The organism is Halomonas sp. 3D7M (assembly GCF_014897885.1).
In the GTDB taxonomy this organism is placed as follows: Bacteria; Pseudomonadota; Gammaproteobacteria; order Pseudomonadales; family Halomonadaceae; genus Vreelandella.
This window is the reverse complement of sequence record NZ_JABUZF010000247.1, coordinates 53,392-76,118: the sequence shown is the minus strand read 5'-3', so window position 1 is coordinate 76,118 and position 22,727 is coordinate 53,392. Positions and strand designations below refer to the sequence as shown.

Genomic DNA, 22,727 nt, shown 5'->3' with positions numbered 1-22,727 from the left:
GCCACCCCGTAGTCGGCAATAGGCGTCGTCAACCTATTGCCGTCCGTTCTGGATTTAGGCGGGCTTGCTATCCTCTGAACCATCACTGTTCGGTTCAGGAGCGGGGGTTGGTGGTGCTTCTGCTTCAACGGGGGAAGGGCTCGTTGAGGTAGAGGCTTCCACGGCTGCCTCAAGGCTAGCCACTTGGCGCTCTAGAGCTTCAACGCGTGAGCGGGTGCGCTGTAATACATCCATCAAAATATCAAAGTCTTCCCGTGACACCAGCTCCAGCCTGTCAAAGGCACCACGCACTACCTGCTGTACGCCTTTTTGAATATCTTCCGGGGCTTGGGACGCGTTCTGTAAACGATCCCCAATTTGCTGGGCTAAACGGCTAATGCGATCTTGAGGCGCCATCGCTCTCTCCTTAAATGACCACGCATAAATGTGCACTGCTTACTAACTATAAGGATACGCAACCCGCAGTCGATGCGCATGCATCGTTTACAAATTAGCCTCTGGCCTCTCTTTATCGGCGGGGTGTATCGAAGGAGTGCATCGAAATGGAGCGCCGCGTTTTTATTAATGTTCTTTTATGGTGCAAGTAGGCAGTGGCGGCTGCTGCTAAGTCTTCCTTGCCACCGAATAATCTTGAATTTTATAAAACAAACTGCTGACTTATAAGAAAAAAAAGTTGGGTGGCATGGTATGCGCATTAACGAGATAAGCAGTTAATTCGGGCGGCGCTGCCGCTACCTAATCCAGCAGGGGAGATCCGGGATGAAACTCATCACCGCTATCATCAAGCCATTCAAACTTGACGACGTTCGTGAAGCGCTCGCTGACAACGGCGTTCAGGGCATCACGGTGACTGAAGTTAAAGGCTTCGGTCGTCAAAAGGGGCATACCGAGCTGTATCGTGGTGCGGAGTACGTCGTCGACTTTCTACCCAAGGTAAAAGTTGAAGTGGCCGTGGACGACACCCGGTTAGAGAGCGTATTGGAAGCGATCTGTAGCGCGGCTAACAGCGGCAAGATCGGTGACGGCAAGGTGTTTGTGACACCGCTTGAAGACGTTATTCGGATTCGGACAGGCGAACGCGGTGCAGACGCCGTTTGAAGCTGTTTTTTCGGATCATTTCTATAGTTCAACGGGGAACTTAAAATGAATGAGTTGACTGATCTGAGCTACGCGCTCGACACGTTTTACTTCCTAATTTGCGGCGTGCTCGTCATGTGGATGGCCGCTGGCTTCTCAATGCTTGAGGCTGGCTTGGTACGTTCAAAAAACACCGCCGAGATTCTGACCAAAAATATCGCGCTATTTGCGATTGCCTGCACCATGTACTTGTTGGTGGGTTACTACATTATGTATTCCAGCAGCGCGGGTGGCTTCCTACCCAACCTTGGTTTCTTAATTGGCGCTGAAAACAGCGTGGATGCAGTGACCGCAGGCGGTGATGATGCGCCTTACTACTCAATGCGCTCTGACTTTTTCTTCCAGGTAGTGTTCGTGGCCACTGCCATGTCGATTGTGTCTGGTGCGGTTGCTGAGCGCATGAAGCTGTGGGCTTTCCTGGCCTTCGCAGTAGTGATGACAGCCTTTATTTATCCGGTGTCTGGCTACTGGACATGGGGCGGCGGCTGGTTGTCTGAAGTCGGCTATTCCGATTACGCGGGTTCCGGCATTGTTCACTTAGCAGGTGCCGCGGCTGCCTTAGCGGGTGTATTGGTGCTTGGCCCACGTAAAGGTAAGTACGGTAAAGATGGGTCTATCCACGCGATTCCAGGCGCCAACATGCCGCTGGCCACACTGGGTACCTTCATCCTTTGGATGGGTTGGTTCGGTTTCAACGGTGGCTCTGAACTGAAAATGTCCGACATCAGCTCTGCCAACAACGTTGCTCAAGTGTTTGTTAACACCAATGCGGCCGCTGCCGGTGGCGTGCTTGCCGCACTGATTCTTGCCAAACTATGGTTCCGTAAAGCGGACCTTACCATGGCGCTTAACGGTGCACTGGCTGGTCTTGTCGCGATTACTGCGGATCCTCTGTCGCCCTCTGCGCTGGGCGCTGCGGTGATTGGGGCGGTGGGTGGCTTGATCGTTGTCGCTGCGATCGTCATGCTGGACAAGCTGAAGCTTGATGACCCGGTCGGTGCGATCTCGGTACACGGTGTGGTGGGTATCTGGGGCGTGCTGGCGGTTCCGCTGACCAATGGCGACGCTTCTTTCGGCGCACAGCTGATCGGTATCGTTGGTATCTTTGGCTGGGTATTCGTTGCGAGCCTGGTGGTATGGTTGGTGCTGAAAGCCATCATGGGTATCCGCGTTAGCGAAGAAGAAGAGTATGAAGGTGTCGATATTGCTGAGTGCGGTCTTGAAGCCTATCCCGAATTTAGCGTTAAGAAATAAGCTTACGCTAATTAAATGAGCTGGCGTGCTCTTTTGGCCTCCCTATCGGGAGGCCTTTTTGCCTTAGTGCATTGTTACAATCCATTGGCGTTGATTTTTTATTCTCTGCCTGTAGCGGTGTATGCTTAACGCTAACGGGCTTGGCTAACAGCAGTGTTCCGCCAACCTTTAATAAAAGGCCACCAAGCTAGAGGATGTCGCAATGAAATTGATCTCAGCCATTATCAAGCCGTTTAAGCTTGATGACGTACGCGAATCGCTCTCTGATATCGGCGTGCAGGGCATTACGGTAACGGAAGTGAAGGGCTTTGGCCGTCAGAAAGGTCACACAGAGCTATATCGTGGTGCAGAGTACGTGGTGGATTTTCTGCCCAAAGTAAAGCTAGAAGTTGCGGTAGATGACGATATGGCGGAACAGGTTATTGATGCCATTACGCAGGTTGCCAATACAGGCAAAATCGGCGATGGCAAAATCTTTGTCATGCCGTTGGAGCAAGTGATCCGTATTCGTACCGGTGAAACCGGTAAAGACGCGGTTTAATCGCGACGGGTGTTTCGCAGCCTAAGGTTACCAAAAGCCCCGCTAAACTATCAGTTTAGCGGGGCTTTTTACCATAGCTTAGCAAGTGATTTTCCTGCCTTCGACTTGCTACTCTTTACCGTTGACGTCTTACTTCTCAACAAAGGCGCGTTCAATCACGTAATCGCCCGGCTCGCCCATCCGCGGGGAAATATTCAGGCCCAATTCGTCTAGCAGTGCGCTAGTGTCGTCGAGCATAGCGGGGCTGCCGCAAATCATCGCGCGGTCTTGGCGCGGATCAATCGGCGGAAGACCGGTATCTTCAAACAGCTTGCCGCTGCGAATGTGATCGGTCAGGCGCCCCATGGTGTGGAATTCTTCACGGGTGACCGTGGGGTAGTACACCAGCTTCTCGGCAATCTCTTCGCCTAAATACTCGTGAGCAGGCAGTTCTTTGGTAATAAAGTCGGCATAGGCAAGTTCAGATACTTCGCGCACGCCATGCACCAGCACTACTTTTTCAAAGCGCTCGTACACTTCTGGGTCTTGGATCAGACTCATAAACGGTGCAAGGCCTGTTCCGGTGGAAAGCATGTAAAGGTTGCGGCCGGGAAGCAGGTCATCGCATACCAGCGTGCCCGTAGGCTTGCGGCTGACCATAATTTGGTCGCCAACTTGAAGGTGCTGCAAGCGCGAGGTGAGCGGGCCATCGGGTACTTTGATGCTGAAAAATTCCAGATGGTCTTCGTAGTTGGGGCTGGCGATGGAGTAAGCACGCATCAGCGGTTTGCCGTTCACTTCCAGGCCAATCATCACAAACTGACCATTTTTGAAGCGTAGGCTACGCTCGCGAGTGGTGCGGAAGCTGAACAGGGTGTCGTTCCAGTGGTGAACGCTGAGGACTTCTTCCAGGGCAAACTTGCTCATGCTAACTCCTCCAATGGGCAGAGTGGCCTAAGCCTCGTCTGCCATATTCTAAAAAAGCATAAAAAATGGCTAAATATGTTGCTACTAATTCTAAATAAAGAGAGATATATCTGTTAAGCGAATTATACTGATAACACTTATCTAAAGAATAGATATGTCGCCGAAACAAGATAGGTTGTCTCTATGCATTACACCCTGCGCCAGTTGGAAGTCTTTGTGGCCGTCGCCCAGCACGAAAGTGTTTCTCAGGCGGCGCGTGCCCTCGCTATGTCCCAATCTGCTACCAGTACGTCGCTAGCGGAGCTTGAGCGTCAATTTGACTGCCAGCTTCTCGACCGCATGGGCAAACGGCTGAAGCTTAATGCGTTGGGCTTTCAACTGTTGCCAAAAGCGGTGGCTCTGCTGGACAGGGCCGAAGAGGTAGAGGAACTGTTGCGCGGCCAGCAGGGCGTAGGCGCATTGGACGTGGGCGCAACGCTAACCATTGGCAACTATCTAGCCACTCTGTTGATCAGCGATTTTATGCAGCGCTACCCCGGTAGTCGGGTGCGGCTAGCGGTGCGTAACACGCGCCACATTATTGAGAGTGTACGCCAGCACTCGCTTGATTTAGGGCTGATTGAAGGGCAGTGCGACGACGATATGATTATTAGCCAGCCATGGGTAGAGGATGAGCTGTGCGTCTTCTGCTCACCGCGCCACCCGTTGGCGGGTCGCGAGCATCTTGAGCTGGAACAACTGTTGCGTGAAGACTGGATTATGCGCGAGGAGGGCTCTGGCACCCGTATGACTCTTGAGCACGCCGCGCGGCATCGGCGTAGTCGGTTTAATACCCTGTTGGAGCTTGAACATACCGAGGGTATTAAGCGGGCAGTAGAGTCGGGGCTGGGGATTGGCTGCGTTTCCAGGCTAGCACTGCGTGATGCTTTCCGGCGCGGCAGCTTAGTGCCTCTGCCAACACCGGAATTAGACTTAAAACGTCAGTTCACTTTCATCTGGCACCGCCACAAGTACCTTACCACGGGGGTGCGAGAGTTCTTGCGACTTTGCCGCGAGATGACCGCGGGTGCCAAGCGCAGCGATGATATTCCACTGCCGCCGATTCCTTAGTCACTCAATACGATAGTCACTCAATACGATGGCAAAGCGTTGGTTGCGTTGACGGTTAGAGGAGCCGAAGGGTGTTGAGACAGCTTAAAGCTGCTGATGGTGCCCTTAAGATGATCAGCTTGCTCTTTCAGCTGTTCAGCGGCAGTGGTGGACTCTTCCACCATGGCAGCATTCTCCTGGGTCATACGGTCAAGTTCAGACACGGCGATATTGATCTGTTTAATACCATCGCTCTGCTCACTCGTGGCGGAGTTGATTTCCTCTAACACATCGGTGACGCGAGTGATATGAGCGACAATGTCCTGCATGGTTGCGCCCGCGTTTTGCACTAATGCGGTACCGTTATTCACTCTGCTTTGTGAGTCTTCAATGAGTTTTTGAATATCGTTGGCGGCTTCACTACTGCGTCCTGCTAATTTGCGTACTTCATCAGCAACGACCGCAAAACCACGGCCATGCTCCCCTGCCCGGGCGGCTTCTACGGAGGCGTTAAGGGCCAGTAAGTTGGTTTGGAAGGCAATACTGTTCATTAGCGTGACGATTTCGCCAATTTTATGGGAGGCCTGGGAAATATCTTCCATCGTGGTAACCACATTGGCGACTACTTGCCCGCCTTCTTTAGCTACTTTCGAGGCCGTTTGAGAGAGCTTGTTGGCTTCTTGGGCCGAGGCAGCGGTGTGCTCCACGGTGCTGGTTATCTGCTCTACTGAAGCGGAGGTCTGCTGCAGGCTAGAAGCCGCGTTATCGGTACGGCGGGATAGATCCTGGCCGCCCAGGGCAATTTCGTTAGCGGCATGGTGCACCGATTCACTGCTGGTGCGTACATCGACCAATACCGCTTCCATTTTGCCCACAAAGCGGTTGAAAGCACCGCAAATCTGGGCCACTTCATCACGGCCCTGCTCAGGAAGTCGGCGGGTTAGATCTCCTTCGCCGCTGGCAATGTCATCCAGGGCATCACGCGCCCGTTCTAGGCCAGCGAAAGTACGTTTGAGCCACAGGCTCAACAGCAGCGCCGTGACAGCAATGATGGCGATTAGCGTCAACAGTGAAGACTTGAGGATGGCCCGCAGCCCTGCAGTGGCTTCATGCTCGTCTAGTGCCACGCCGAGTTCCCAGTCGGTTCCTGCGATGGGGGTCACTGAGAGTCGCTTATCCAGGCCATCGACTTCGATAGGCTCCCACGCGTCTTGCGCAGCACTTAGCTGTTCGATGGATGCAGGGGACAGGGTGTCGCTGATTCGACTCAGTGGTTTGAGCGTCAGTGCAGTGTCGGGGTGAGCAATCACTGTCTCGCCACCGCTACTTAGAAAGGCAAAACTCGAAGGTGTCGGCCGAATAGCGTTGACCTGACTGACTAGGTTGTCGATGACGACATCGCCGCCGATCACCCCATACAAACGGCCATTACGCTTGACTGGCGTAGCAAAGGTAACCACTAGCTGATTGCTATTAGCGTCCACGTAAGGCAGCGAGACGATAGTACGATCCTGCTTTGTTGCTGCTTGGTACCAGTCACGCTGGCGTGGATCATAATCGCTGCCAGGTACCCAGCCATCGGACGAAAGGTGGCTACCATCGGCTTGGCCGAAAAATGCCGCTAGGAAACCGCCTGACTCTGCTAACTGGACAAGTGGCGCAAGCGGTTCATTATCGATCACTGGCGTGCGCGCTGCTTCTAATATGGCGGCTCGGGCATCAATCCACTCCTCAATCGCCAGGGCGTTACCCTGTGCAATTGAGGCCAACTGCTGAGTTACCTGCTGGTCATTATGTGTTTGCAGGGTCAGGTAGCTGACTGAGGCATTAATAGTCAGTGCTAGCGTAATTACCATTAATGTGATGATAAGAATACGCAAGCGTAGGGACGACAGCATGAATATAGTCTCGCTAGTTAGGAAAGCTAAGGCCTGAAATAGGCCACTTTGTAGGTACTATCTGTTACGTACTATCTGTTACGTACTATCTGATAAGTACTATCTGCAGCCCTACTATCGGCACCAATGATTACGACTTTAGGCGTATGCTTAAGATCGTGTAGTTATCGGTTCGCAAGGGGGAGAGCACGCCCTGGAGTAAACTGAGCTAAGGCAGGATGGATAACGAGGTGGGCCTCGCAATGAGGCCTGGCAGGATAATGACCGCCGGAGCCCAGCGTAGCGATAAACCTCCGCTACTGCCGATCTCCTGGCGGCCTGATTTAATCGCTGTTTAGTACTGTGCCGGCGTTGGCGCAGGCAGCGTGTGTTGGCTCTGTGGGTGGCGGCTGTCATGTGCTTCAAGCGTGAAGCCACCCACCAGTGCATCGAGCCGATCCGCCTGATCTTTTAGCTGTTCGGCGGCGGTGGTGGACTCCTCCACTAGGGCTGCGTTTTGCTGAGTCATCTGGTCTAGATCGGTAACGGCAATGCTTACCTGACTAATACCATCGTTTTGCTCACGCGCGGCCGTGCTGATATCGCCGAGCATTTGAGTAACGCGCGTCACGCTTTGAGCCAGTTCATGCATAGCTGCTTCGGCATCACGCACCATTTGGGTACCGCTTTCTACCTTACCTGCCGAGGCATCGATGCGTTGGCGAATATCTTTGGCGGCGTCGCTGCTGCGCGAGGCGAGTTTACGTACCTCATCAGCCACGACGGCAAAACCACGACCATGCTCCCCTGCACGGGCAGCCTCTACGGATGCGTTTAGCGCCAGTAGGTTAGTTTGGAAAGCGATACCATCAATGACGCTGACAATGCTCTGAATTTCATCAGAGTTGGTGCGAATATCCGTCATCGTGGCGACCACCTGCTCAAACGCACTGTCAGTACGGGACGCTAGCTCCGAGGCGGTTTGGGAAAGCCCGCTGGCTTCCTGTGAGGCGTGGGTGGTGTGACCAACGGTACTGCTGATCTCTTCCATGGCAGAAGAGGTCTGCTGCAGGCTGGCGGCGGCCTGCTCGGTGCGCCGAGAAAGGTCGTGCCCTCCTTGGGTAATCTCATTGGCCGCATGGTTCACCGCTTCGCTGCTGCGCCGTACATCCAGCAAGATGGTTTGGATTTTCTCCGCGAAGGCATTGAACTGTTCTGCTACCGCTGCGCTCTCATCGCGGCCATGAACTGGCAAGCGTTGGGTAAGGTCGCCATGTCCGGTTGCGATCTCTTCCATCCGGTTGGCTAGGCGTTTAAGAGGGCGTGCGATTCGTCCACCAATCCACCACAGTGCGCCGACACCGATAGCTGCCAGTAATAAGCCCACCAGCGTCATGCCCAGCGTGTTTTGCTGACGCTGCTCACTGAGCACGTATTGCAAGGCGTTCAGTTCGGCCAGTACCACCGACTCGGGAAGCTGCAGTACCAGCACCCAGGGCTGGTCCGTATTGCCAAGGGCGATAGGCTGATAACGCTGGAACATACCATCGGCCATGCTGCTGTGTAGGCTGCCCTGCGTTGTTGCCTGTTCAATGCCTGCCAATAGCGTGTCACTTAGCGAATCGCTAGCGGGCAAGCCCAAGGCTTCTTTGCCAGCGGTATCCGCTACCAAACCGCCACGTCCCGCCACCAGTGTCATCCGGCCAGCGCCGTTATAAAGCGCCTGGTTAGCATCGTTTAACAGGGTTTGGATAAAGTTAAGCGCCAAATCAATCCCCGCCACACCGCGAAATTCGCCATCTACCAAGATCGGCGCGTTGAACGAGGTGACTAGCTGGGTTTCACCGCCGAAGTCGTAAGCCGCGGGGTCGATAATACAAGGGGCTAAGGTTTCCCGTGGACACAGGTAGTACTCGCCTTCGCGCACGCCGCTTGCCAGGGGCGTTTCGCTCTCTATGTCCTCACCTAGCGGCAGTATCGCCAGCTCGCCATCATCAGTGCGGTACCACCAAGGCATAAAGCGGCCGCTGGCGTCATGGCCGTAGCGCTCGTCACCCGCGTAGCGCGCGTCATCTCCAAAAGCGTTGGGCTCCCAGCCGATATAGGCATCCACTAGGTCAGGGTTGTCGGCGACGGTTTGGCGCACAAGGTTTGATAGCTGTCGGCGGCTTAAGTAGAGCGCGCGTTGGCCTTCTGCATCGTCCATGCCCATTAACGCATTAGTCATGGCGAGTTGGCTGGCCAGCGTCATCGCTTTGTCCAGCTCGCGCTGAATGCGCTGACCTTCTGCTTCGGCAATGGCGTTTAAGCGGGCATCCAGCGCGCCTTCCATGAGCTCACTGGTGTGGTCATCCACGGTTTGTTGAGTGTGTGAGGCGGCGATCAAGTTATACACCACCAGGGCGGCCACAATGGCTAACAGGCAAGGGCCTGCTAGTGCCACGACAAAAGAGCGTAATGAGCGGAAATGCATAGTGTAGTCCCTAGGCGATATGGCGACGTTGGTTGTCAGGTGTTTGGTAGGGCACTTGCAAAGCAGGCGTGGCAGCGTGGGACAGTTTAAAGCTGCTGATAGTCCCCGCGAGATGCTCCGCTTGCTCTTTCAGTTGCTCAGCAGCCGTAGTGGACTCTTCCACCATGGCAGCGTTTTCCTGGGTCATGCGATCAAGCTCGGCAACGGCAATATTGACTTGATTAATGCCGTCGCTCTGCTCGCTGGTGGCTGCGTTAATCTCCTCCAGCACATCGGTAACACGGGTGATATGGGCAACAATATCCTGCATCGTCGCACCCGCATTTTGTACCAGAGAGGTGCCATTGTTGACTTTGCTTTGTGAGTCTTCGATTAGCTTTTGAATATCGTTGGCAGCTTCGCTGCTGCGCCCCGCAAGCTTGCGGACCTCGTCGGCCACTACGGCAAAGCCACGGCCATGTTCGCCGGCACGGGCCGCTTCTACAGAGGCGTTGAGTGCCAGTAGATTGGTTTGGAAGGCAATGCTGTTCATCAGCGTGACAATCTCACCAATTTTATTAGAGGATTGAGAAATGTCTTCCATTGTTGTGACGACATTTGCCACCACTTGGCCGCCTTCCTTTGCAACGTTTGATGCGGCATGGGAGAGCTGGTTGGCTTGCTGGGCAGATGCGGCAGTGTGTTGAACGGTGCTGGTGATTTCCTCAATCGACGCAGATGTTTGCTGCAGGCTTGCGGCCGCGTTATCGGTACGGCGTGATAAATCCTGACCACCCATGGCAATTTCGTTGGCCGCGTGATGAACCGCTTCACTGCTCGTGCGGACATCAACCAATACGGCTTCCATTTTGCCGACAAAACGGTTGAACGCGCTGGCAATTTGGGTCACTTCATCGTTGCCTTCTTCTGGCAAACGTAGGGTTAAATCGCCATCTCCCGAGGCAATGTTATCCATCGCGTTGCGCACGCCAAGCAGTCTACGAAGCATCAATGAAAGCAGGACACCAAATATAACGGCGGTGATGGCCGCGACAATCAACAGGGTAATAATTGAGGTGGTCGCAATGGCACGCAGGCCTGCGGTGGCTTCGTGCTCATCAAGCGCCACGACTAACTGCCAGCCACTACTGCCGCCCACTGTGCTGCCCATCAGCAGCTTGCCACTGTTTTGCAGCTCAAGCGCTTGAGGCTCTTCGGCTTGGATAATCTTGGCCAAGCTGTCGTTGGTTAGATCGCTGCTCAACACTGAGGACGGCTCAAGCGTTAACTCAGCGTCAGGATGCGCCACAAGCGTGCCATCTTCCGTCGTCAAAAAACCGAAGCTTGAAGGTGTCGGGGCGATACTGGCCACAATATCAATGACATCTTCAATGGTGATGTCTGCGCCAATGACGGCGGCGAGCTGCCCGTTACGGTAGAAGGGGCGTGCAAGGGTAACGATTAACCCCCCTGTTTGGGCATCGACATAAGGCGTTGTGATAATGGTGTCTTTGGCGTTGGCAGCGTCTTGATACCAGGGGCGTTGGCGAGGGTCATAATCACTAGGCGGCTGCCAGTTATCAGAAAAAACAGCATCAGACGTAGAGGGATAAGCCATATAAGCCGTCATGAAGCTTCCAGAATCAGACAGCTGTCGCAATGCGGCAAGCGGGTCGCTGCTGCTAACAGCATTATCCATACTGGCCAGCATGGTATAGCGAGCGTTAAACCACTCATTAATTGCCTGGGTATTGCCGTTAACGACGGCACTGAGATTGCGGCTTACTTGTTGATTGTTGTGATGCTTGACGGTGGTGTAGCTGGCTATGCCATTAATGGTGAGGGCTACAATAATGGCCGTGAGGGCGGCTAGTAAGATGCGGGCTCGCAGGGACGAAAACATGGTCGCTCTCTAAATCGTCAGGGGTCAGACGACTATCGGCAAAAGCGACCACTTCTTTAGCAGAAAAGCGTGCTTAGTGGAAAAGCGAGGGTGATGTTTTAAGTATTAACGTAAGTCGCTAACGGCATTTTGAATATCGGCCAGGGAAGCTTTACTCAAATCTTTTGAAAGCGTGTGAATGACCAGTTTGTGGGTGGTGTTGTCGAGCTTTTCTCGCAGTAGCCCAAGAAATTTCGGTGGCGCGACCATAATAAGCTTTTCCATGCTGTTATCGACGCGTGCACCATATAAGCGCTTGGCGACTTCTTTGGCAAACAGCTCATTTTCATGCTGCGAGGCAGCGCCCTCTTCTCCAGACGAGCGCGATGAGGTTGACGTAGATTCATGGACATCGGCACCGCGGCGATCGGTGATTAAATCACCTTCGTGCAGCCTGCCTGCTGCGTGTACAAGGCTCTCATGCTCAGTGAGATTCAACGCATCACGGGTAAAAATACGCGCGCGGGCGGCGTCAGCTACCACGATATAGGTGGTCATCGTCGTACGTCCTCCTTGTCGTTAGTTACCCTCTAACCATGGCAAGCGTTTGCCGTTTGGTCAAACACTTGCGAAGGTAAAAAGGGGTTAAAGCACTTTGCTGCGCAGTAGGCTAGTAATGGCTTCGCCAATCAGTACCAAAATGATAATCGCGATCAAAATAGTAGCGACTGTCGGCCAAGCAAAGGTGTCGATAGCGCCTTGCAGAATCACGCCTATGCCACCTGCGCCAACGAGTCCCAGCACGGTGGATTCCCGGATGTTGATATCCCAGCGCAGAATCACGATGGCAAAAAAGGCTGGCATCACCTGGGGCACAATGGCGTAGGCGACCACTTTTGCCTTGGAAGCACCGGTGGCTTCCATCGCTTCCACCGGGCGACGATCGATTTCTTCAATGGCTTCACCCATTAATTTGCCAATAAAGCCTATCGAGCGAAACACAATCGCCAGGATCCCTGCTAATACGCCGGGGCCAAAAATAGCCACGAATAACAGCGCCCATATAATCGTATTAACCGAGCGGCTGGAGACCAGAATAAAGCGCCCCAGCCATAGGCAAGCACGATTGGGGGTGGTGTTCTGGGCGGCGATATAGGCGACTGGCAAGGCGAGAAAAATAGTCAGAAATGTGGCCAACGTCGCGATATGTACCGTTTCCAGCAGCGCGTTCAGAATATTGCTTAACCCGGCAGGGCTAGGCGGCCACATGCGCGCAGCCAAATTAGACATTTGGTTGGGCGCGTCCCATACCCAGGGCCAGAAAATATCAATATCGCGAACCGCCCAGAACACCAGCATCAGTGTGCCTAGCAGTACAGCGTAGCGGATTAAGCGTTCTTTACGGTCGTAGCGATGCCAAACACGGTCGGCAAGTTGCTGAGCGTGATCTACCATATTTTTTTCCTCACCCAGCCGCTGATGCCTTCACTCAGTAAAATAACCGCAATAATGACCAGTAGAATCGCAAAGGCGAAGTCGTAATCATAGCGACCAAAGGCATTCATTAATGTGCCACCGATACCGCCTGCACCGACGATGCCGACCACCGCAGAGGCGCGTAGGTTGCTATCAAGTTGGTACATCGATAGACCGACCTGGCGGGGCAATATTTGTGGAAAGACGGCGTAATAAAGCGTGGCAATGTAGCCTGCTCCTGCCGCGCGCATGGCTTCTACCTGCCCCCAGTCAATCTCTTCGATCTCTTCTGCTAGCAGCTTTCCAACAAACCCGATGGAGTAGAGAGTCAGCGTTAAAATACCTGCCAGCGGCCCAAACCCAACGGCCGCCACGAATAAAATAGCCACGATAACGGGGTGAAAGCTGCGCGAGATAATAATGACCGCGCGGCCAATCACGTAAATGGGCATCGGGGCGATGTTACGAGCGGCCATCACCGCAAAAGGAATCGATAGAAAAACGCCTAGTAGTGTGGCGAGAATGGCAATTTGGAAGCTCTCTTTAAAGCCTGTTAGTAGCAACTCGTAACGTTCCAGGCTGGGTGGAAAGCCCCCGCTAAAGATGCGCGCTGCCCGCGGTAAGCCTTCTGAAATGCGCGCCCAGTTAAACGGCAAAGAACCGAAAGCCCACACCAGATAAATCGCCGCGACAATAAAAATGCCGTACCGGATGATGGGGTTGGCAATGAATGGCGGTTTTTTCCAGGTACGTGGGGGAGACGGGGAGTCAGACGGCGTCATGTCGTGGCTCCTCAGCATGGGCACCGGGCTGCTCGGTAATAGCATCGTCAGGCGCTTCAATACCACCATAAATGGCATCAAGAGCGTCTTTGTTGAAGTCTGCAGGCACGCCATCAAAAATCATCTTGCCGTGGCGTAAGCCGACAATGCGCTCAGTGTAGGTTTTTGCTTGCGCAACGTTATGAATATTGATCAATACCGGTAGCGAAAGCTCACTGGCAAGGCTCTGCAGCAGTATCATTATTTGCTCGGACGTGCGTGGGTCGAGCGATGCTGTTGGTTCGTCGGCCAGCAATAGGTCAGGTTCTTGCATTAATGCCCGCACCACCCCGACACGTTGGCGCTCACCGCCGGAAAGCTCATCGGCACGTTTATTGGCGTAATGAGCAATCCCAACGCGCTCCATAAGGGTAAATGCACGCTCTATATCGGCTTGAGGGTAGCGACGTGAGATTGCTTGATAGAGATTAACGTAGCCAAGCCGCCCAGCCAGTACGTTCTCCATGACGGTGAGGCGATCAAGTAAGTTAAATCCCTGGAAGACCATGCCAATTTTGCGCCGGGCACGGCGTAACTCAGCGCCTTTCACATTCACCAGTTCGGTGCCGTTGAGTTTGATAGAGCCCGATGTAGGTTCTACTAAGCGATTGATACAGCGAAGCATGGTGCTTTTACCAGCACCAGACGCGCCAACAATAGAAACAACGCTGTTGTCCTCTACCTTAAGATCGAGTCCCTTCAGCACCGCCTCGTTGTGGCCATAACGTTTGACCAGATTGGTAATTTCCAGCATGTGATTGTTTCCATCGAAAGGCAAATAATTGCGCCGCTGGGGGCGGCGCAATCGCTATTACTCTAGGTTTTCTCGTGTATAGCTCACGTCATTAGCTGCCTGGATGGTACGAATCACTTGCCAGTTATCTTTGTAATTAATCGGAATAAACTTTTCGACGCCTTCAAACTCCTCGCCAAGCTCGGTGCCGACAAAATCGAAGGTAAAGAAGGCTTCCTCGATTTTTTCTACAAGATCCGGGTGTAAGTTATGGGCGTAGTTATAGGAAGTGGTTGGGAATCGATCAGATTCGTAGATCAGACGTACATCTTCCTCATCGTAAAGGCCGCGTGCTGCCATACGTTCGACCACTTCAGAAGCCACCGGCGCGGCATCGTAATCCCGAGCGACGACGCCCAGCATCGATTGATCGTGGCTGCCCGAGTAAACGATGTCGTAATCCTCTTCGGGAGTGATGCCAAGCTCTGGCAGTAAGGCACGCGGCGCTAGATTACCGGAGTTGGACGTTGGCGAGGTGTGGGCAACACGCTTGCCCTTGAGGTCTTCCAGGCTCTCAATGTCTGAGTCTACGTGGGTAAATAGCTGCAGGGTGTAGCCGAACTGACCATCATCTGACCCCATCAGTGCGAAGGGGACCGCGCCTGCTAAGTTCACGGCAAAAGGAGTCGGGCCGGTCGAGAAGCCAGCAATGTGTAAGCGCCCGCTGCGCATGGCTTCGACTTGGGCGGCGTTAGATTGAACAGCAAAGAAGCGCACATCGCGTTCGGTGACCTCGGATAGATGATCAATAAAGGGCTGCCAGATATCCGAATAAATGGCCGGATCTTCTACCGGGGTATAAGCAAAAATAAGCGTGTCCGGGTTTGCCCATCCAGACTCGTCGCTTGGCCGATCAGCCACCATGTCGCCGTTTTCATCGCAGTACAGTGGGTCCAGGTCACCACGCTCGCACTCTGCCAAGGCATGGGTAGAGAGGAGTGCGAAGGGGAGCAGTGATGCAGCCGCTAGCATGGCAAGCGGACGCTTGCAGAAACGTGACGTTTCCATAGTTAGCCTCTTATGTGCGTTATTTTTGTGTTGTGCTATCCACTATCGAATTCAGCGCTTCTTTTACTGCGCGTACGTTTCGTAAGTGGACATTTGTAGCGCTAGATGTTTATTTTTCGAAAACGATCTCTTTCAATCTAGGGTTTATTACGAAGATATGTCAAACACTTTCACAGCTGCCTTCTACCATTGGCGAAATCGCTATCTGTTGATGCGCCATGGCCATAGCCAAGCGAACGAACAAGGCCTCATTATTAGTTCGCCTGGGCGTGGGCTTTGCGACTTCGGCTTGTCGCCTCTGGGCGAAGAGCAGCTCTCAACAGTCGTTGCACAATGGTGTTGGCCGACGCCCACCAAGGTGCTGCACTCAGACTTTTTGCGGACAACACAAACCGCTGAAAGAGTTGCTGCAGCGTTTGGCTTAACGCTGGAAAAAGAGGAGCGCCTTCGTGAGCGTTACTTCGGTGAACTCGATGGCCAACCGGATAGGCATTACCCTGACGTCTGGGAGTTAGATGCCCAGGATGCTGAGCATCAACAGCATCAGGTGGAGGCGGTCAGCAAGGTCGCCGCAAGGATGTATGCAGTGATTGAGGAGCTAGAGCGCCGCTGTGAAGGCGAAACGGTGCTGGTGGTGAGCCATGGCGATCCACTACAGATATTGCTCACAGCACTCGCCAATAAACCGCTGACGCAACACCGCGAGCAACCTGCCCTGCAGCCTGCCAGTATTACCCCGCTGGGGAGTTAGTCGGGTTGGCAGTGGTTGTGAGAGAGCGGGCAATGAATCGGCATCGTTGCAGATAACAATGGGCCTTCGATGAGGCCCATTGCTTTATCAACTGCTTTATCAATTGCGTTACTTAGTGCCCCAGAATCTGGCTTAAGAATAGCTGGGTACGTTCTGACTGCGGGTTATTGAAGAACGGCTCAGGGGCGTTTTCTTCGATGATTTGCCCTTGGTCCATAAAAATCACCCGGTCGGCAACGGTTTTGGCAAAGCCCATTTCGTGGGTCACACACAGCATGGTCATGCCTTCATTGGCAAGCTCCACCATGACGTCTAGCACTTCCTTGATCATTTCTGGGTCAAGCGCCGACGTTGGTTCGTCGAATAGCATGACGTCAGGGTGCATGCACAGTGAGCGGGCAATGGCGACCCGCTGCTGCTGGCCGCCGGAAAGCTGACCCGGGTACTTAAGCGCCTGTTCAGCAATACGCACCCGTTCTAAGTACTGCATGGCCATTTCTTCCGCCTCGCGACGCGGCTTTTTTTGCACCCACATGGGCGCTATACAGCAGTTTTCCAGCACGGTTAAGTGAGGGAAGAGGTTGAAGTGCTGGAATACCATGCCCACGCTACGGCGGATTTGCTCGATACGCTTAACGTCTTGGGTAAGCGGTACGCCGCCTACCACGATATCGCCTTGCTGGTGCTCTTCCAGATGGTTAATGCAGCGAATCAAGGTTGACTTGCCCGAGCCTGAAGGCCCGCAAATAACAATACGCTCGCCGCGCTTTACTTCCAGGTCGATATCGCGCAACACGTGAAAATCGCCGTACCATTTATTAACGCCGCGCATTTCAACCATTAGATCAGAAGTCGGGGTGCCAGAGATGTCGGTAGCTGCTTGAGTCATGTCTTTATCCTGCTAAAAAATCGTTAATAAAAGCGGCGTTAGCGCTTATGACCGGTGTGTAGCTTGCGCTCTAAATACTGGCTATAGCGCGACATGCTGAAACAGAAGACCCAGAACATGAAGGCGGCAAAGACATAGCCTTCCAGTGAGAAGCCCAGCCAGCGTGAGTCGGCCAGCGCCGCTTGCACGATCCCCAATAGGTCAAATAGCCCGATGATCATGACCAGGGTGGTGTCTTTAAACAGCGAAATGAAGGTATTCACAATGCCGGGAATCATCATTTTCAGCGCCTGAGGAAGCACAATCAGCCCCATACGCTTCCAGTAGGTCATGCCAAGCGCAGCAGCAGCCTCTTCCTGGCCTTTTGGAATGGCTTGCAGGCCGCCACGAATCACCTCGGCCATGTAGGCGCTTTGGAATAGCGTTAGGCCGATCAGCGCCCGTACTAAACGGTCTACATTCATTTCAGAGGGTAGGAACAGCGGCAGCATTACCGAGGCCATGAATAGCACCGTAATCAGCGGTACCCCACGCCAGAACTCGATAAATACGACGCAGAAACTTTTCACGATGGGCATATTGGAGCGCCGCCCCAGCGCCAGCACAATGCCGATAGGCAGTGCGCCCACCATACCGACGGTGGCCAGCAGCAGGGTTAGCAGTAAGCCACCCCAGCGATGCGTAGGCACGCGAGGCATGTCAAAGTAGCCGCCGTGCAGCAGCACATAGGCAACGATGGGGAAACCGACGAGCGCGAATATCGCCACCCAACGTTTGAGGGGCAGGCGGGGAATAGCTAGCCAGGCTATCAGCGTAAAGAAACCAGCAAAGACGATGTTGGCTCGCCAGATTTCCTCACGGGGATACAAGCCGTAGATAAACTGGGTGAAGCGTGCATTGATGAATACCCAGCAAGCCCCTTCCCGAGAGCAGTCATCTCGTGTGGTGCCGATCCAATCAGCATTCAAAAACGCCCACTGAACGGTGGGAACGACAAGCAAATAGAGTATGTAAAGCCCGATTAGGGTAAAGATAGTATTGATCGGGCCGTTGAACAGATTGGCACGTAGCCAGGCAACCGCCCCGACAGAACTACTGGGGGCTGGCCGCTCTTTAATGATTGTTTGATTATGGATCATGTAAATATCCTCACCGTCGGCCTAGCGTTCAACCAGTGCCACTCGGGCGTTGAACCAGTTCATAAACATGGACACCAGCAGGCTGATGGTTAGGTAGACCGCCATGGTCATTGCAATGACCTCAATGGCTTGGCCGGTCTGGTTCAGCGTGGTGCCTGCAAACACCGAGACAAGGTCGGGATAACCGATGGCGGTTGCCAGCGACGAGTTCTTAATCAAGTTCAAGTACTGGCTGGTTAGCGGCGGAATAATGACGCGCAGTGCCTGAGGGATAACCACCAGACGAAGTACCAGGTTACGTGGCAGGCTTAGTGCCTGTGCAGCTTCCGTTTGCCCGTGCGAAATTGCCTGAATGCCAGAGCGGACAATTTCAGCAATAAACGAGGCGGTATAAATCGACAGTGCCAGCCAAAGCGCGAGGAACTCAGGGATTACCGTAATACCGCCACGGAAATTAAAGCCGCGTAGTTCCGGCATTTCCCAGGTGACTGGCACGCCAGTGGCAACTAGCACTAACAGCGGTAAGCCAAAAATCAGTAAAAACGAGATCCAGTAAGCCGGTAGGCGTTTGCCTGTGGCTTCATGGCGACGCTTGTTCCATATCACCAGGGCAATACTGGCAACAATGGCGACAAGGAAGGTAAGAGGGATCAAGCCAAAGCCAGACTCAAACAGCGGTTGGGGTAAATACAGTCCGCGTACGTTGAGAAAGATGACTTCACCAAATGCCAGGCTATCTCTGGCGCTTGGCATCGTGCGTAATACCGCAAAGTACCAGAAGAATATTTGCAGTAGCAGCGGGATATTGCGGAAAGTTTCGATATAGGCAGTGGCTAAGCGCGCTAGCAGCCAGTTAGGCGACAGGCGGGCGATGCCCACAATAAAGCCAATGATGGTCGCGGCCAATACCCCTAGGCCACCCACCAGCAACGTATTCAGTAAGCCGACCAAGAAGGTGCGGCCATAAGTGCTTTGAGATGAGTAGTCGATCAGACTCTGCACAATCCCAAAACCTGCGGTGTTGCCCAAGAAACCAAACCCGGTGGTGATACCACGTGCGGATAAGTTGTCTTGGACATTACCGACAATGTAGAACAAAAAAGCTGCCACAGCGGCGACGAGGAGTAGCTGGAAAATAAGCGCACGTTTGGCGCGATCTCGCCAAAACGGCGGCTTGTGGCCAGCGGGACGAGTGTTAGGACTTACGGACATGGAAGGCGTCTCCGCGATACTGACGGTCAATCAAATGGCCCGCCGATGCCCTTGGAAGGATGGAGCGGCGGGCCGGGGTCAAACGAGACGCTTAGCGAATCGGCGGTGCGTACTGGAAGCCACCTTGGTTCCAGAGGGCGTTAACACCACGTTCAATTTCAAGCGGAGAGCCCATACCGACGTTGCGCTCAAAACTTTCACCGTAGTTACCGACTTGGCTCAGGATGTTGTAGGCCCAATCGGCTTCTAAGCCCATACCTTCACCGTAGTTGCCATCTTGGCCAAGTAGGCGGGCAACATCAGGATTCTCAGAGCTGAGCATCTCTTCGGCATTTTCGCTGGTGACGCCATACTCTTCGCCGTTAATCATGGCGAATAACGACCACTTCACGATGTTAAACCATACATCGTCGCCTTGACGTACCACAGGGCCCAGAGGCTCCTTGGAAATAATGTCGGGTAGAATGACCGCGCTGTCCGGGTCATCTAGCTGAATACGCAGTGCCGCCAGCTGAGACGTATCCGAGGTTAATACATCACAGCGCCCAGACTGGAAGCCACCCACGGTTTGTTCAGAGGTATCAAATACAATGGGGTCGAACTGCATATCGTTGGCGCGGAAGTAGTCGGCTACGTTGAGTTCGGTAGTGGTGCCAGACTGAATACAAATAGCGGCACCATCCAATTCGTCTGCACCACTCAGACCCAGATCGCGGTTAACTAGGAAGCCGATACCGTCGTAAAAGGTCACGCCAGTGAAGTTGAGGCCCAGGGTGGTGTCACGAGTGGTGGTCCAGGTGGTATTACGTGATAGTACGTCGACTTCGCCAGACTGCAGGGCCGTAAAGCGCTCTACGGCGTTCAGGGAAATGTAGTTCACCGCATCAGCATCACCGAGAACGGCGGCGGCAACGGCACGACATACGTCAACGTCGAGTCCTTGCCAGTTACCTTCATCGTCCGGGGCGGAAAAGCCTGGCAGGCCGTCGCTGACGCCGCACTGTACGGCGCCGCGTTCCATCGTGTCTTCTAACGTATCAGCTTGAGCAGTGGCGACACCGGCCAACGTGATAGCACCCGCGGAGGCCAGCAGTACCAAGTGTTTTTTATTCATCATGGTCGTTCCCCTTACTCGATTTAATGTCGTTATGCATGCAGATGCATGACACTAGAAGCTAGCAAGGAAGGTGCCAGAAAGGATATGTCGTCAAATTCAGCGCTTTTCAACGCAAAATGCCTGCTGTATACGAAAGTATTGGTGCAAAAAGAAACATTAGCGACTAGTGATTGCTCTATTTTGATGCATAGTCGCTAATGTGGCTGTTAGCTTAAAAAATAGTGTCGCTCAGTGTGATGGATTAACGGGCTTGAAGGATGAACAGGGTTAACGAATAGGGGGTGCGTACTGAATGCCACCATCTTTCCACAAGGCGTTTAAGCCTCTGGCAATCTTGAAATCAGAGTCGGCACCAACGTTTCTATCAAAGATATCGGCGTAGTTACCCACCTGCTTGATGATTTGGTACGCCCAATCGGTATTGATGCCCATTGGCTCGCCAAAGTCACCATCTTGACCAAGCAGGCGCATGACATCAGGATTCTCCGAATTAAGCTGTTCATCTACGTTAGCTTGTGTAATGCCCAGCTCTTCCGCATTTAGCATGGCAAACAGCGACCACTTCACAAGATTGAACCATTGGTCATCATTTTGACGAACGGCTGGGCCTAGCGGTTCTTTCGAGATAATTTCAGGGAGCACGACCGCCATGTCGGGATCAGCAAGCTGCATCCGCTGGGCATACAGTTGGGAAGCGTCGGAGCTTAAAACGTCGCAACGGCCCGCTTCAAAGCCGGCAATAGACTGCTCAGGCGCATCAAAAACGACAGCATCATAAGTCATGCCGTTGATGCGGAAGTAATCAGAAAGATTGAGTTCGCTGGTGGTGCCGGACTGGGTACAAACTGCCGCGCCATCAAGCTCTTTGGCGCTTTGCACGCCTAGATCGCTGGCCACCATAAAGGCTTGGCCATCGTAGTAACTTACGCCGGTAAAGTTCATCCCCATCGTTGTGTCACGGCTTGAGGTCCAGGTCGTGGTGCGTGATAGGACATCGACTTCGCCAGACTGCAGCGCGGTGAAGCGTTCTACCGAGTCGAGTGGCACGAAGTCTACTTTTGTCGCGTCGCCAAGCGCTGCAGCGGCAATGGCACGGCATACATCGGTATCCAGGCCCCGGTATTGGTCGTTGTCATCTAATGACGAAAAGCCTGGCTGGGCAGCGTTGACGCCGCAGCGCACGCTATCGCGCTCTTGAACGGTTTCCAGCGTGCTGGCCATGGCCATCGCAGGTACTAAAACACCAATTCCTACTCCCAACCAACGAACGGTTTTCATTTGTTATTCCTTAACGTGAAAGGGCAAGTAAACGTAAGCACATAAAAAAAGCCGAGCAATGCTCGGCTTTTTGGCTATTCGCAGGCGCTAAGTTATGCGAAGGCTTTACGCATAAAAGGCGGCAGCGATAGTGCACCACGGTGAGCATCACCAGTGTAGTACTGTAGCGGCATTTTATGCTCAGCGGCAGCCTGTTCGCGGAAGCTTTCAACGCTGGTCGCTTTACCGGCCAGCGTGACGCTCCACCAGCCAGAAGGGTAAACCGGCTGTGGGAAGGGCAGTGTGGCCACGCTATCAAAGCCCGCTTCACGCATATCGTTACGCAGTTCGCGAATAATAGAGCCGCTGTGGTAAAGCGGTGATTCGCTTTGCTGCACCATCACGCCGCCATTTTTTAGAATACGGTGGCAGCGCTTCAGGAAGTCGGTTTTAAACAGCCCTTCGGCGGGGCCGACCGGGTCGGTAGAGTCGATAATCAGCACGTCGATGCTCTCGTCGGCAGCGTCGTCTACCCACTTCACACCGTCTGCAAACAGCAGCTCGGCACGCGGGTCGCCGTTAGCTTCTACCAGCGCTGGGAAGAAACGCTCGGCGGCCTTGGTAACTTCTTCATCGATGTCGATTTGCGTCACTTTTTCAACGCCCGGATGACGCAGCACTTCCTTCAGCGTGCCGCAGTCGCCGCCGCCAATAATCACTACCCGCTTGGGGTCTTGATGGGTGAACAGCGCCGGGTGGGCAATCATTTCGTGATAGAGGAAGTTGTCGCGATCGGTCAGCATCACGCAGCCATCGAGCACCATCAGGTTGCCGTAGGTCTCCGTGGTATACACTTCCAGGTGCTGGTAGGGGCTTTGCACATCCAGCAATTTCTCAGTGACTTTCAGCGAGAAAGCGCTGCCGTGGCTATCAAATACTTCGGTAAACCACTGGTCGTCGCGTAAATCGCTCATTACTTTGCTCCTGGGCGCGGGGCGTTCGTTTGGGTAGGAATGCCTTGATGATACTGCGGGCTTAAATCGTGCAGCGCCTCCATAAAGGCGGTGACGTGGTCAGGGTTGGTGAACTGGCTGATGCCATGGCCCAAGTTAAAGACGTGGCCCGG

The 22,727-nt window shown here is 53.6% G+C and carries 22 protein-coding genes; 5 read left to right on the top strand and 17 right to left on the bottom strand.

Annotated elements, in window-relative coordinates; translation table 11 throughout:
• Window positions 1-54 precede the first annotated feature (54 nt).
• Window positions 55-396, bottom strand: a complete 342-nt coding sequence (locus INT22_RS14820) for an accessory factor UbiK family protein (protein ID WP_193068488.1) — start codon at window positions 394-396, stop codon at window positions 55-57.
• A 363-nt stretch (window positions 397-759) separates the two neighbouring features.
• Here INT22_RS14820 and INT22_RS14815 point away from each other — a divergent pair, with 363 nt between their 5' ends.
• The 3 genes from INT22_RS14815 (at window position 760) to glnK (ending at window position 2,932) form a co-directional block, all read left to right on the top strand.
• The gene (locus tag INT22_RS14815) at window positions 760-1,098 is read left to right on the top strand and encodes a P-II family nitrogen regulator (protein ID WP_038479487.1); all 339 of its coding nucleotides are present in this window, start codon (window positions 760-762) and stop codon (window positions 1,096-1,098) included.
• Between the two features lie 45 nt (window positions 1,099-1,143).
• Window positions 1,144-2,391 carry an ammonium transporter gene (locus INT22_RS14810; RefSeq protein ID WP_193068487.1) on the top strand — a complete coding sequence of 416 codons (1,248 nt, stop codon included), beginning with the start codon at window positions 1,144-1,146 and terminating at the stop codon, window positions 2,389-2,391.
• Window positions 2,392-2,593: 202 nt separating this feature from the next.
• The gene (gene glnK / locus INT22_RS14805; RefSeq protein WP_009098335.1) at window positions 2,594-2,932 is read left to right on the top strand and encodes a P-II family nitrogen regulator; all 339 of its coding nucleotides are present in this window, start codon (window positions 2,594-2,596) and stop codon (window positions 2,930-2,932) included.
• Between the two features lie 129 nt (window positions 2,933-3,061).
• Here glnK and INT22_RS14800 read toward each other — a convergent pair whose 3' ends face one another.
• On the bottom strand, window positions 3,062-3,838 hold the full coding sequence (locus INT22_RS14800; protein WP_038479478.1) for a ferredoxin--NADP reductase: 777 nt from the start codon (window positions 3,836-3,838) through the stop codon (window positions 3,062-3,064).
• A gap of 183 nt (window positions 3,839-4,021) precedes the next feature.
• On the opposite strand from INT22_RS14800, the gene INT22_RS14795 reads away from it, so the two are divergent.
• Window positions 4,022-4,948, top strand: a complete 927-nt coding sequence (locus INT22_RS14795; RefSeq protein ID WP_009723195.1) for a LysR family transcriptional regulator — start codon at window positions 4,022-4,024, stop codon at window positions 4,946-4,948.
• A 20-nt stretch (window positions 4,949-4,968) separates the two neighbouring features.
• On the opposite strand, the gene INT22_RS14790 is transcribed toward INT22_RS14795, so the two are convergent.
• From INT22_RS14790 to phnD, 8 genes are all read right to left on the bottom strand, one after another.
• Window positions 4,969-6,825, bottom strand: a complete 1,857-nt coding sequence (locus INT22_RS14790) for a methyl-accepting chemotaxis protein (protein WP_193068486.1) — start codon at window positions 6,823-6,825, stop codon at window positions 4,969-4,971.
• 334 nt (window positions 6,826-7,159) lie between these two features.
• Window positions 7,160-9,277 carry a methyl-accepting chemotaxis protein gene (locus tag INT22_RS14785; protein ID WP_193068485.1) on the bottom strand — a complete coding sequence of 706 codons (2,118 nt, stop codon included), beginning with the start codon at window positions 9,275-9,277 and terminating at the stop codon, window positions 7,160-7,162.
• A gap of 10 nt (window positions 9,278-9,287) precedes the next feature.
• On the bottom strand, window positions 9,288-11,159 hold the full coding sequence (locus INT22_RS14780; RefSeq protein ID WP_193068484.1) for a methyl-accepting chemotaxis protein: 1,872 nt from the start codon (window positions 11,157-11,159) through the stop codon (window positions 9,288-9,290).
• A gap of 105 nt (window positions 11,160-11,264) precedes the next feature.
• Complete coding sequence (locus INT22_RS14775; RefSeq protein ID WP_089040295.1) at window positions 11,265-11,696, bottom strand: host attachment protein; 432 nt, start codon at window positions 11,694-11,696, stop codon at window positions 11,265-11,267.
• A gap of 87 nt (window positions 11,697-11,783) precedes the next feature.
• Complete coding sequence (gene phnE, locus INT22_RS14770) at window positions 11,784-12,593, bottom strand: phosphonate ABC transporter, permease protein PhnE (RefSeq protein ID WP_089040296.1); 810 nt, start codon at window positions 12,591-12,593, stop codon at window positions 11,784-11,786.
• On the bottom strand, window positions 12,587-13,396 hold the full coding sequence (gene phnE, locus INT22_RS14765) for a phosphonate ABC transporter, permease protein PhnE (RefSeq protein WP_089040297.1): 810 nt from the start codon (window positions 13,394-13,396) through the stop codon (window positions 12,587-12,589). The genes phnE (INT22_RS14770) and phnE (INT22_RS14765) overlap by 7 nt, the downstream gene beginning before the upstream one ends.
• A complete protein-coding gene (gene phnC, locus INT22_RS14760; protein ID WP_089040298.1) occupies window positions 13,383-14,189 on the bottom strand; it encodes a phosphonate ABC transporter ATP-binding protein in 807 nt (268 codons plus the stop codon). Before phnC ends, phnE (INT22_RS14765) begins: the two co-directional genes overlap by 14 nt.
• A 57-nt stretch (window positions 14,190-14,246) precedes the next feature.
• A complete protein-coding gene (gene phnD / locus INT22_RS14755) occupies window positions 14,247-15,236 on the bottom strand; it encodes a phosphate/phosphite/phosphonate ABC transporter substrate-binding protein (protein WP_089040299.1) in 990 nt (329 codons plus the stop codon).
• A gap of 157 nt (window positions 15,237-15,393) precedes the next feature.
• Here phnD and INT22_RS14750 point away from each other — a divergent pair, with 157 nt between their 5' ends.
• Window positions 15,394-15,987 carry a histidine phosphatase family protein gene (locus tag INT22_RS14750; protein ID WP_193060681.1) on the top strand — a complete coding sequence of 198 codons (594 nt, stop codon included), beginning with the start codon at window positions 15,394-15,396 and terminating at the stop codon, window positions 15,985-15,987.
• 112 nt (window positions 15,988-16,099) lie between these two features.
• Here INT22_RS14750 and INT22_RS14745 read toward each other — a convergent pair whose 3' ends face one another.
• The 7 genes from INT22_RS14745 to INT22_RS21140 all read right to left on the bottom strand — a co-directional run.
• Entirely contained in the window at window positions 16,100-16,828 is a 729-nt protein-coding gene (locus tag INT22_RS14745; RefSeq protein WP_009723183.1) for an amino acid ABC transporter ATP-binding protein, read from the bottom strand.
• Window positions 16,829-16,914: 86 nt separating this feature from the next.
• Window positions 16,915-18,015, bottom strand: a complete 1,101-nt coding sequence (locus INT22_RS14740; protein WP_193060682.1) for an amino acid ABC transporter permease — start codon at window positions 18,013-18,015, stop codon at window positions 16,915-16,917.
• A gap of 21 nt (window positions 18,016-18,036) precedes the next feature.
• Window positions 18,037-19,227: an amino acid ABC transporter permease gene (locus INT22_RS14735; protein WP_193060683.1), complete on the bottom strand. Its 1,191-nt coding sequence runs from the start codon at window positions 19,225-19,227 to the stop codon at window positions 18,037-18,039.
• Between the two features lie 91 nt (window positions 19,228-19,318).
• Window positions 19,319-20,344 carry an amino acid ABC transporter substrate-binding protein gene (locus tag INT22_RS14730; protein WP_193068483.1) on the bottom strand — a complete coding sequence of 342 codons (1,026 nt, stop codon included), beginning with the start codon at window positions 20,342-20,344 and terminating at the stop codon, window positions 19,319-19,321.
• Between the two features lie 267 nt (window positions 20,345-20,611).
• Window positions 20,612-21,622 carry an amino acid ABC transporter substrate-binding protein gene (locus tag INT22_RS14725; RefSeq protein ID WP_193060685.1) on the bottom strand — a complete coding sequence of 337 codons (1,011 nt, stop codon included), beginning with the start codon at window positions 21,620-21,622 and terminating at the stop codon, window positions 20,612-20,614.
• 92 nt (window positions 21,623-21,714) lie between these two features.
• Complete coding sequence (speE, locus tag INT22_RS14720) at window positions 21,715-22,575, bottom strand: polyamine aminopropyltransferase (protein WP_038479432.1); 861 nt, start codon at window positions 22,573-22,575, stop codon at window positions 21,715-21,717.
• The coding region (locus INT22_RS21140; RefSeq protein WP_319022087.1) for a uroporphyrinogen decarboxylase family protein at window positions 22,575-22,727 on the bottom strand (153 nt) is incomplete at its 5' end. The genes speE and INT22_RS21140, both read right to left, overlap by 1 nt.

Bases quoted from the DNA above. Each gene is read 5' to 3' on its own strand.
- INT22_RS14820 (WP_193068488.1), bottom strand. From the start codon at position 396: ATGGCGCCTCAAGATCGCATTAGCCGTTTAGCCCAGCAAATTGGGGAT.
- INT22_RS14815 (WP_038479487.1), top strand. From the start codon at position 760: ATGAAACTCATCACCGCTATCATCAAGCCATTCAAACTTGACGACGTT.
- INT22_RS14810 (WP_193068487.1), top strand. From the start codon at position 1,144: ATGAATGAGTTGACTGATCTGAGCTACGCGCTCGACACGTTTTACTTC.
- glnK (WP_009098335.1), top strand. From the start codon at position 2,594: ATGAAATTGATCTCAGCCATTATCAAGCCGTTTAAGCTTGATGACGTA.
- INT22_RS14800 (WP_038479478.1), bottom strand. From the start codon at position 3,838: ATGAGCAAGTTTGCCCTGGAAGAAGTCCTCAGCGTTCACCACTGGAAC.
- INT22_RS14795 (WP_009723195.1), top strand. From the start codon at position 4,022: ATGCATTACACCCTGCGCCAGTTGGAAGTCTTTGTGGCCGTCGCCCAG.
- INT22_RS14790 (WP_193068486.1), bottom strand. From the start codon at position 6,825: ATGCTGTCGTCCCTACGCTTGCGTATTCTTATCATCACATTAATGGTA.
- INT22_RS14785 (WP_193068485.1), bottom strand. From the start codon at position 9,277: ATGCATTTCCGCTCATTACGCTCTTTTGTCGTGGCACTAGCAGGCCCT.
- INT22_RS14780 (WP_193068484.1), bottom strand. From the start codon at position 11,159: ATGTTTTCGTCCCTGCGAGCCCGCATCTTACTAGCCGCCCTCACGGCC.
- INT22_RS14775 (WP_089040295.1), bottom strand. From the start codon at position 11,696: ATGACCACCTATATCGTGGTAGCTGACGCCGCCCGCGCGCGTATTTTT.
- phnE (WP_089040296.1), bottom strand. From the start codon at position 12,593: ATGGTAGATCACGCTCAGCAACTTGCCGACCGTGTTTGGCATCGCTAC.
- phnE (WP_089040297.1), bottom strand. From the start codon at position 13,396: ATGACGCCGTCTGACTCCCCGTCTCCCCCACGTACCTGGAAAAAACCG.
- phnC (WP_089040298.1), bottom strand. From the start codon at position 14,189: ATGCTGGAAATTACCAATCTGGTCAAACGTTATGGCCACAACGAGGCG.
- phnD (WP_089040299.1), bottom strand. From the start codon at position 15,236: ATGGAAACGTCACGTTTCTGCAAGCGTCCGCTTGCCATGCTAGCGGCT.
- INT22_RS14750 (WP_193060681.1), top strand. From the start codon at position 15,394: ATGTCAAACACTTTCACAGCTGCCTTCTACCATTGGCGAAATCGCTAT.
- INT22_RS14745 (WP_009723183.1), bottom strand. From the start codon at position 16,828: ATGGTTGAAATGCGCGGCGTTAATAAATGGTACGGCGATTTTCACGTG.
- INT22_RS14740 (WP_193060682.1), bottom strand. From the start codon at position 18,015: ATGATCCATAATCAAACAATCATTAAAGAGCGGCCAGCCCCCAGTAGT.
- INT22_RS14735 (WP_193060683.1), bottom strand. From the start codon at position 19,227: ATGTCCGTAAGTCCTAACACTCGTCCCGCTGGCCACAAGCCGCCGTTT.
- INT22_RS14730 (WP_193068483.1), bottom strand. From the start codon at position 20,344: ATGATGAATAAAAAACACTTGGTACTGCTGGCCTCCGCGGGTGCTATC.
- INT22_RS14725 (WP_193060685.1), bottom strand. From the start codon at position 21,622: ATGAAAACCGTTCGTTGGTTGGGAGTAGGAATTGGTGTTTTAGTACCT.
- speE (WP_038479432.1), bottom strand. From the start codon at position 22,575: ATGAGCGATTTACGCGACGACCAGTGGTTTACCGAAGTATTTGATAGC.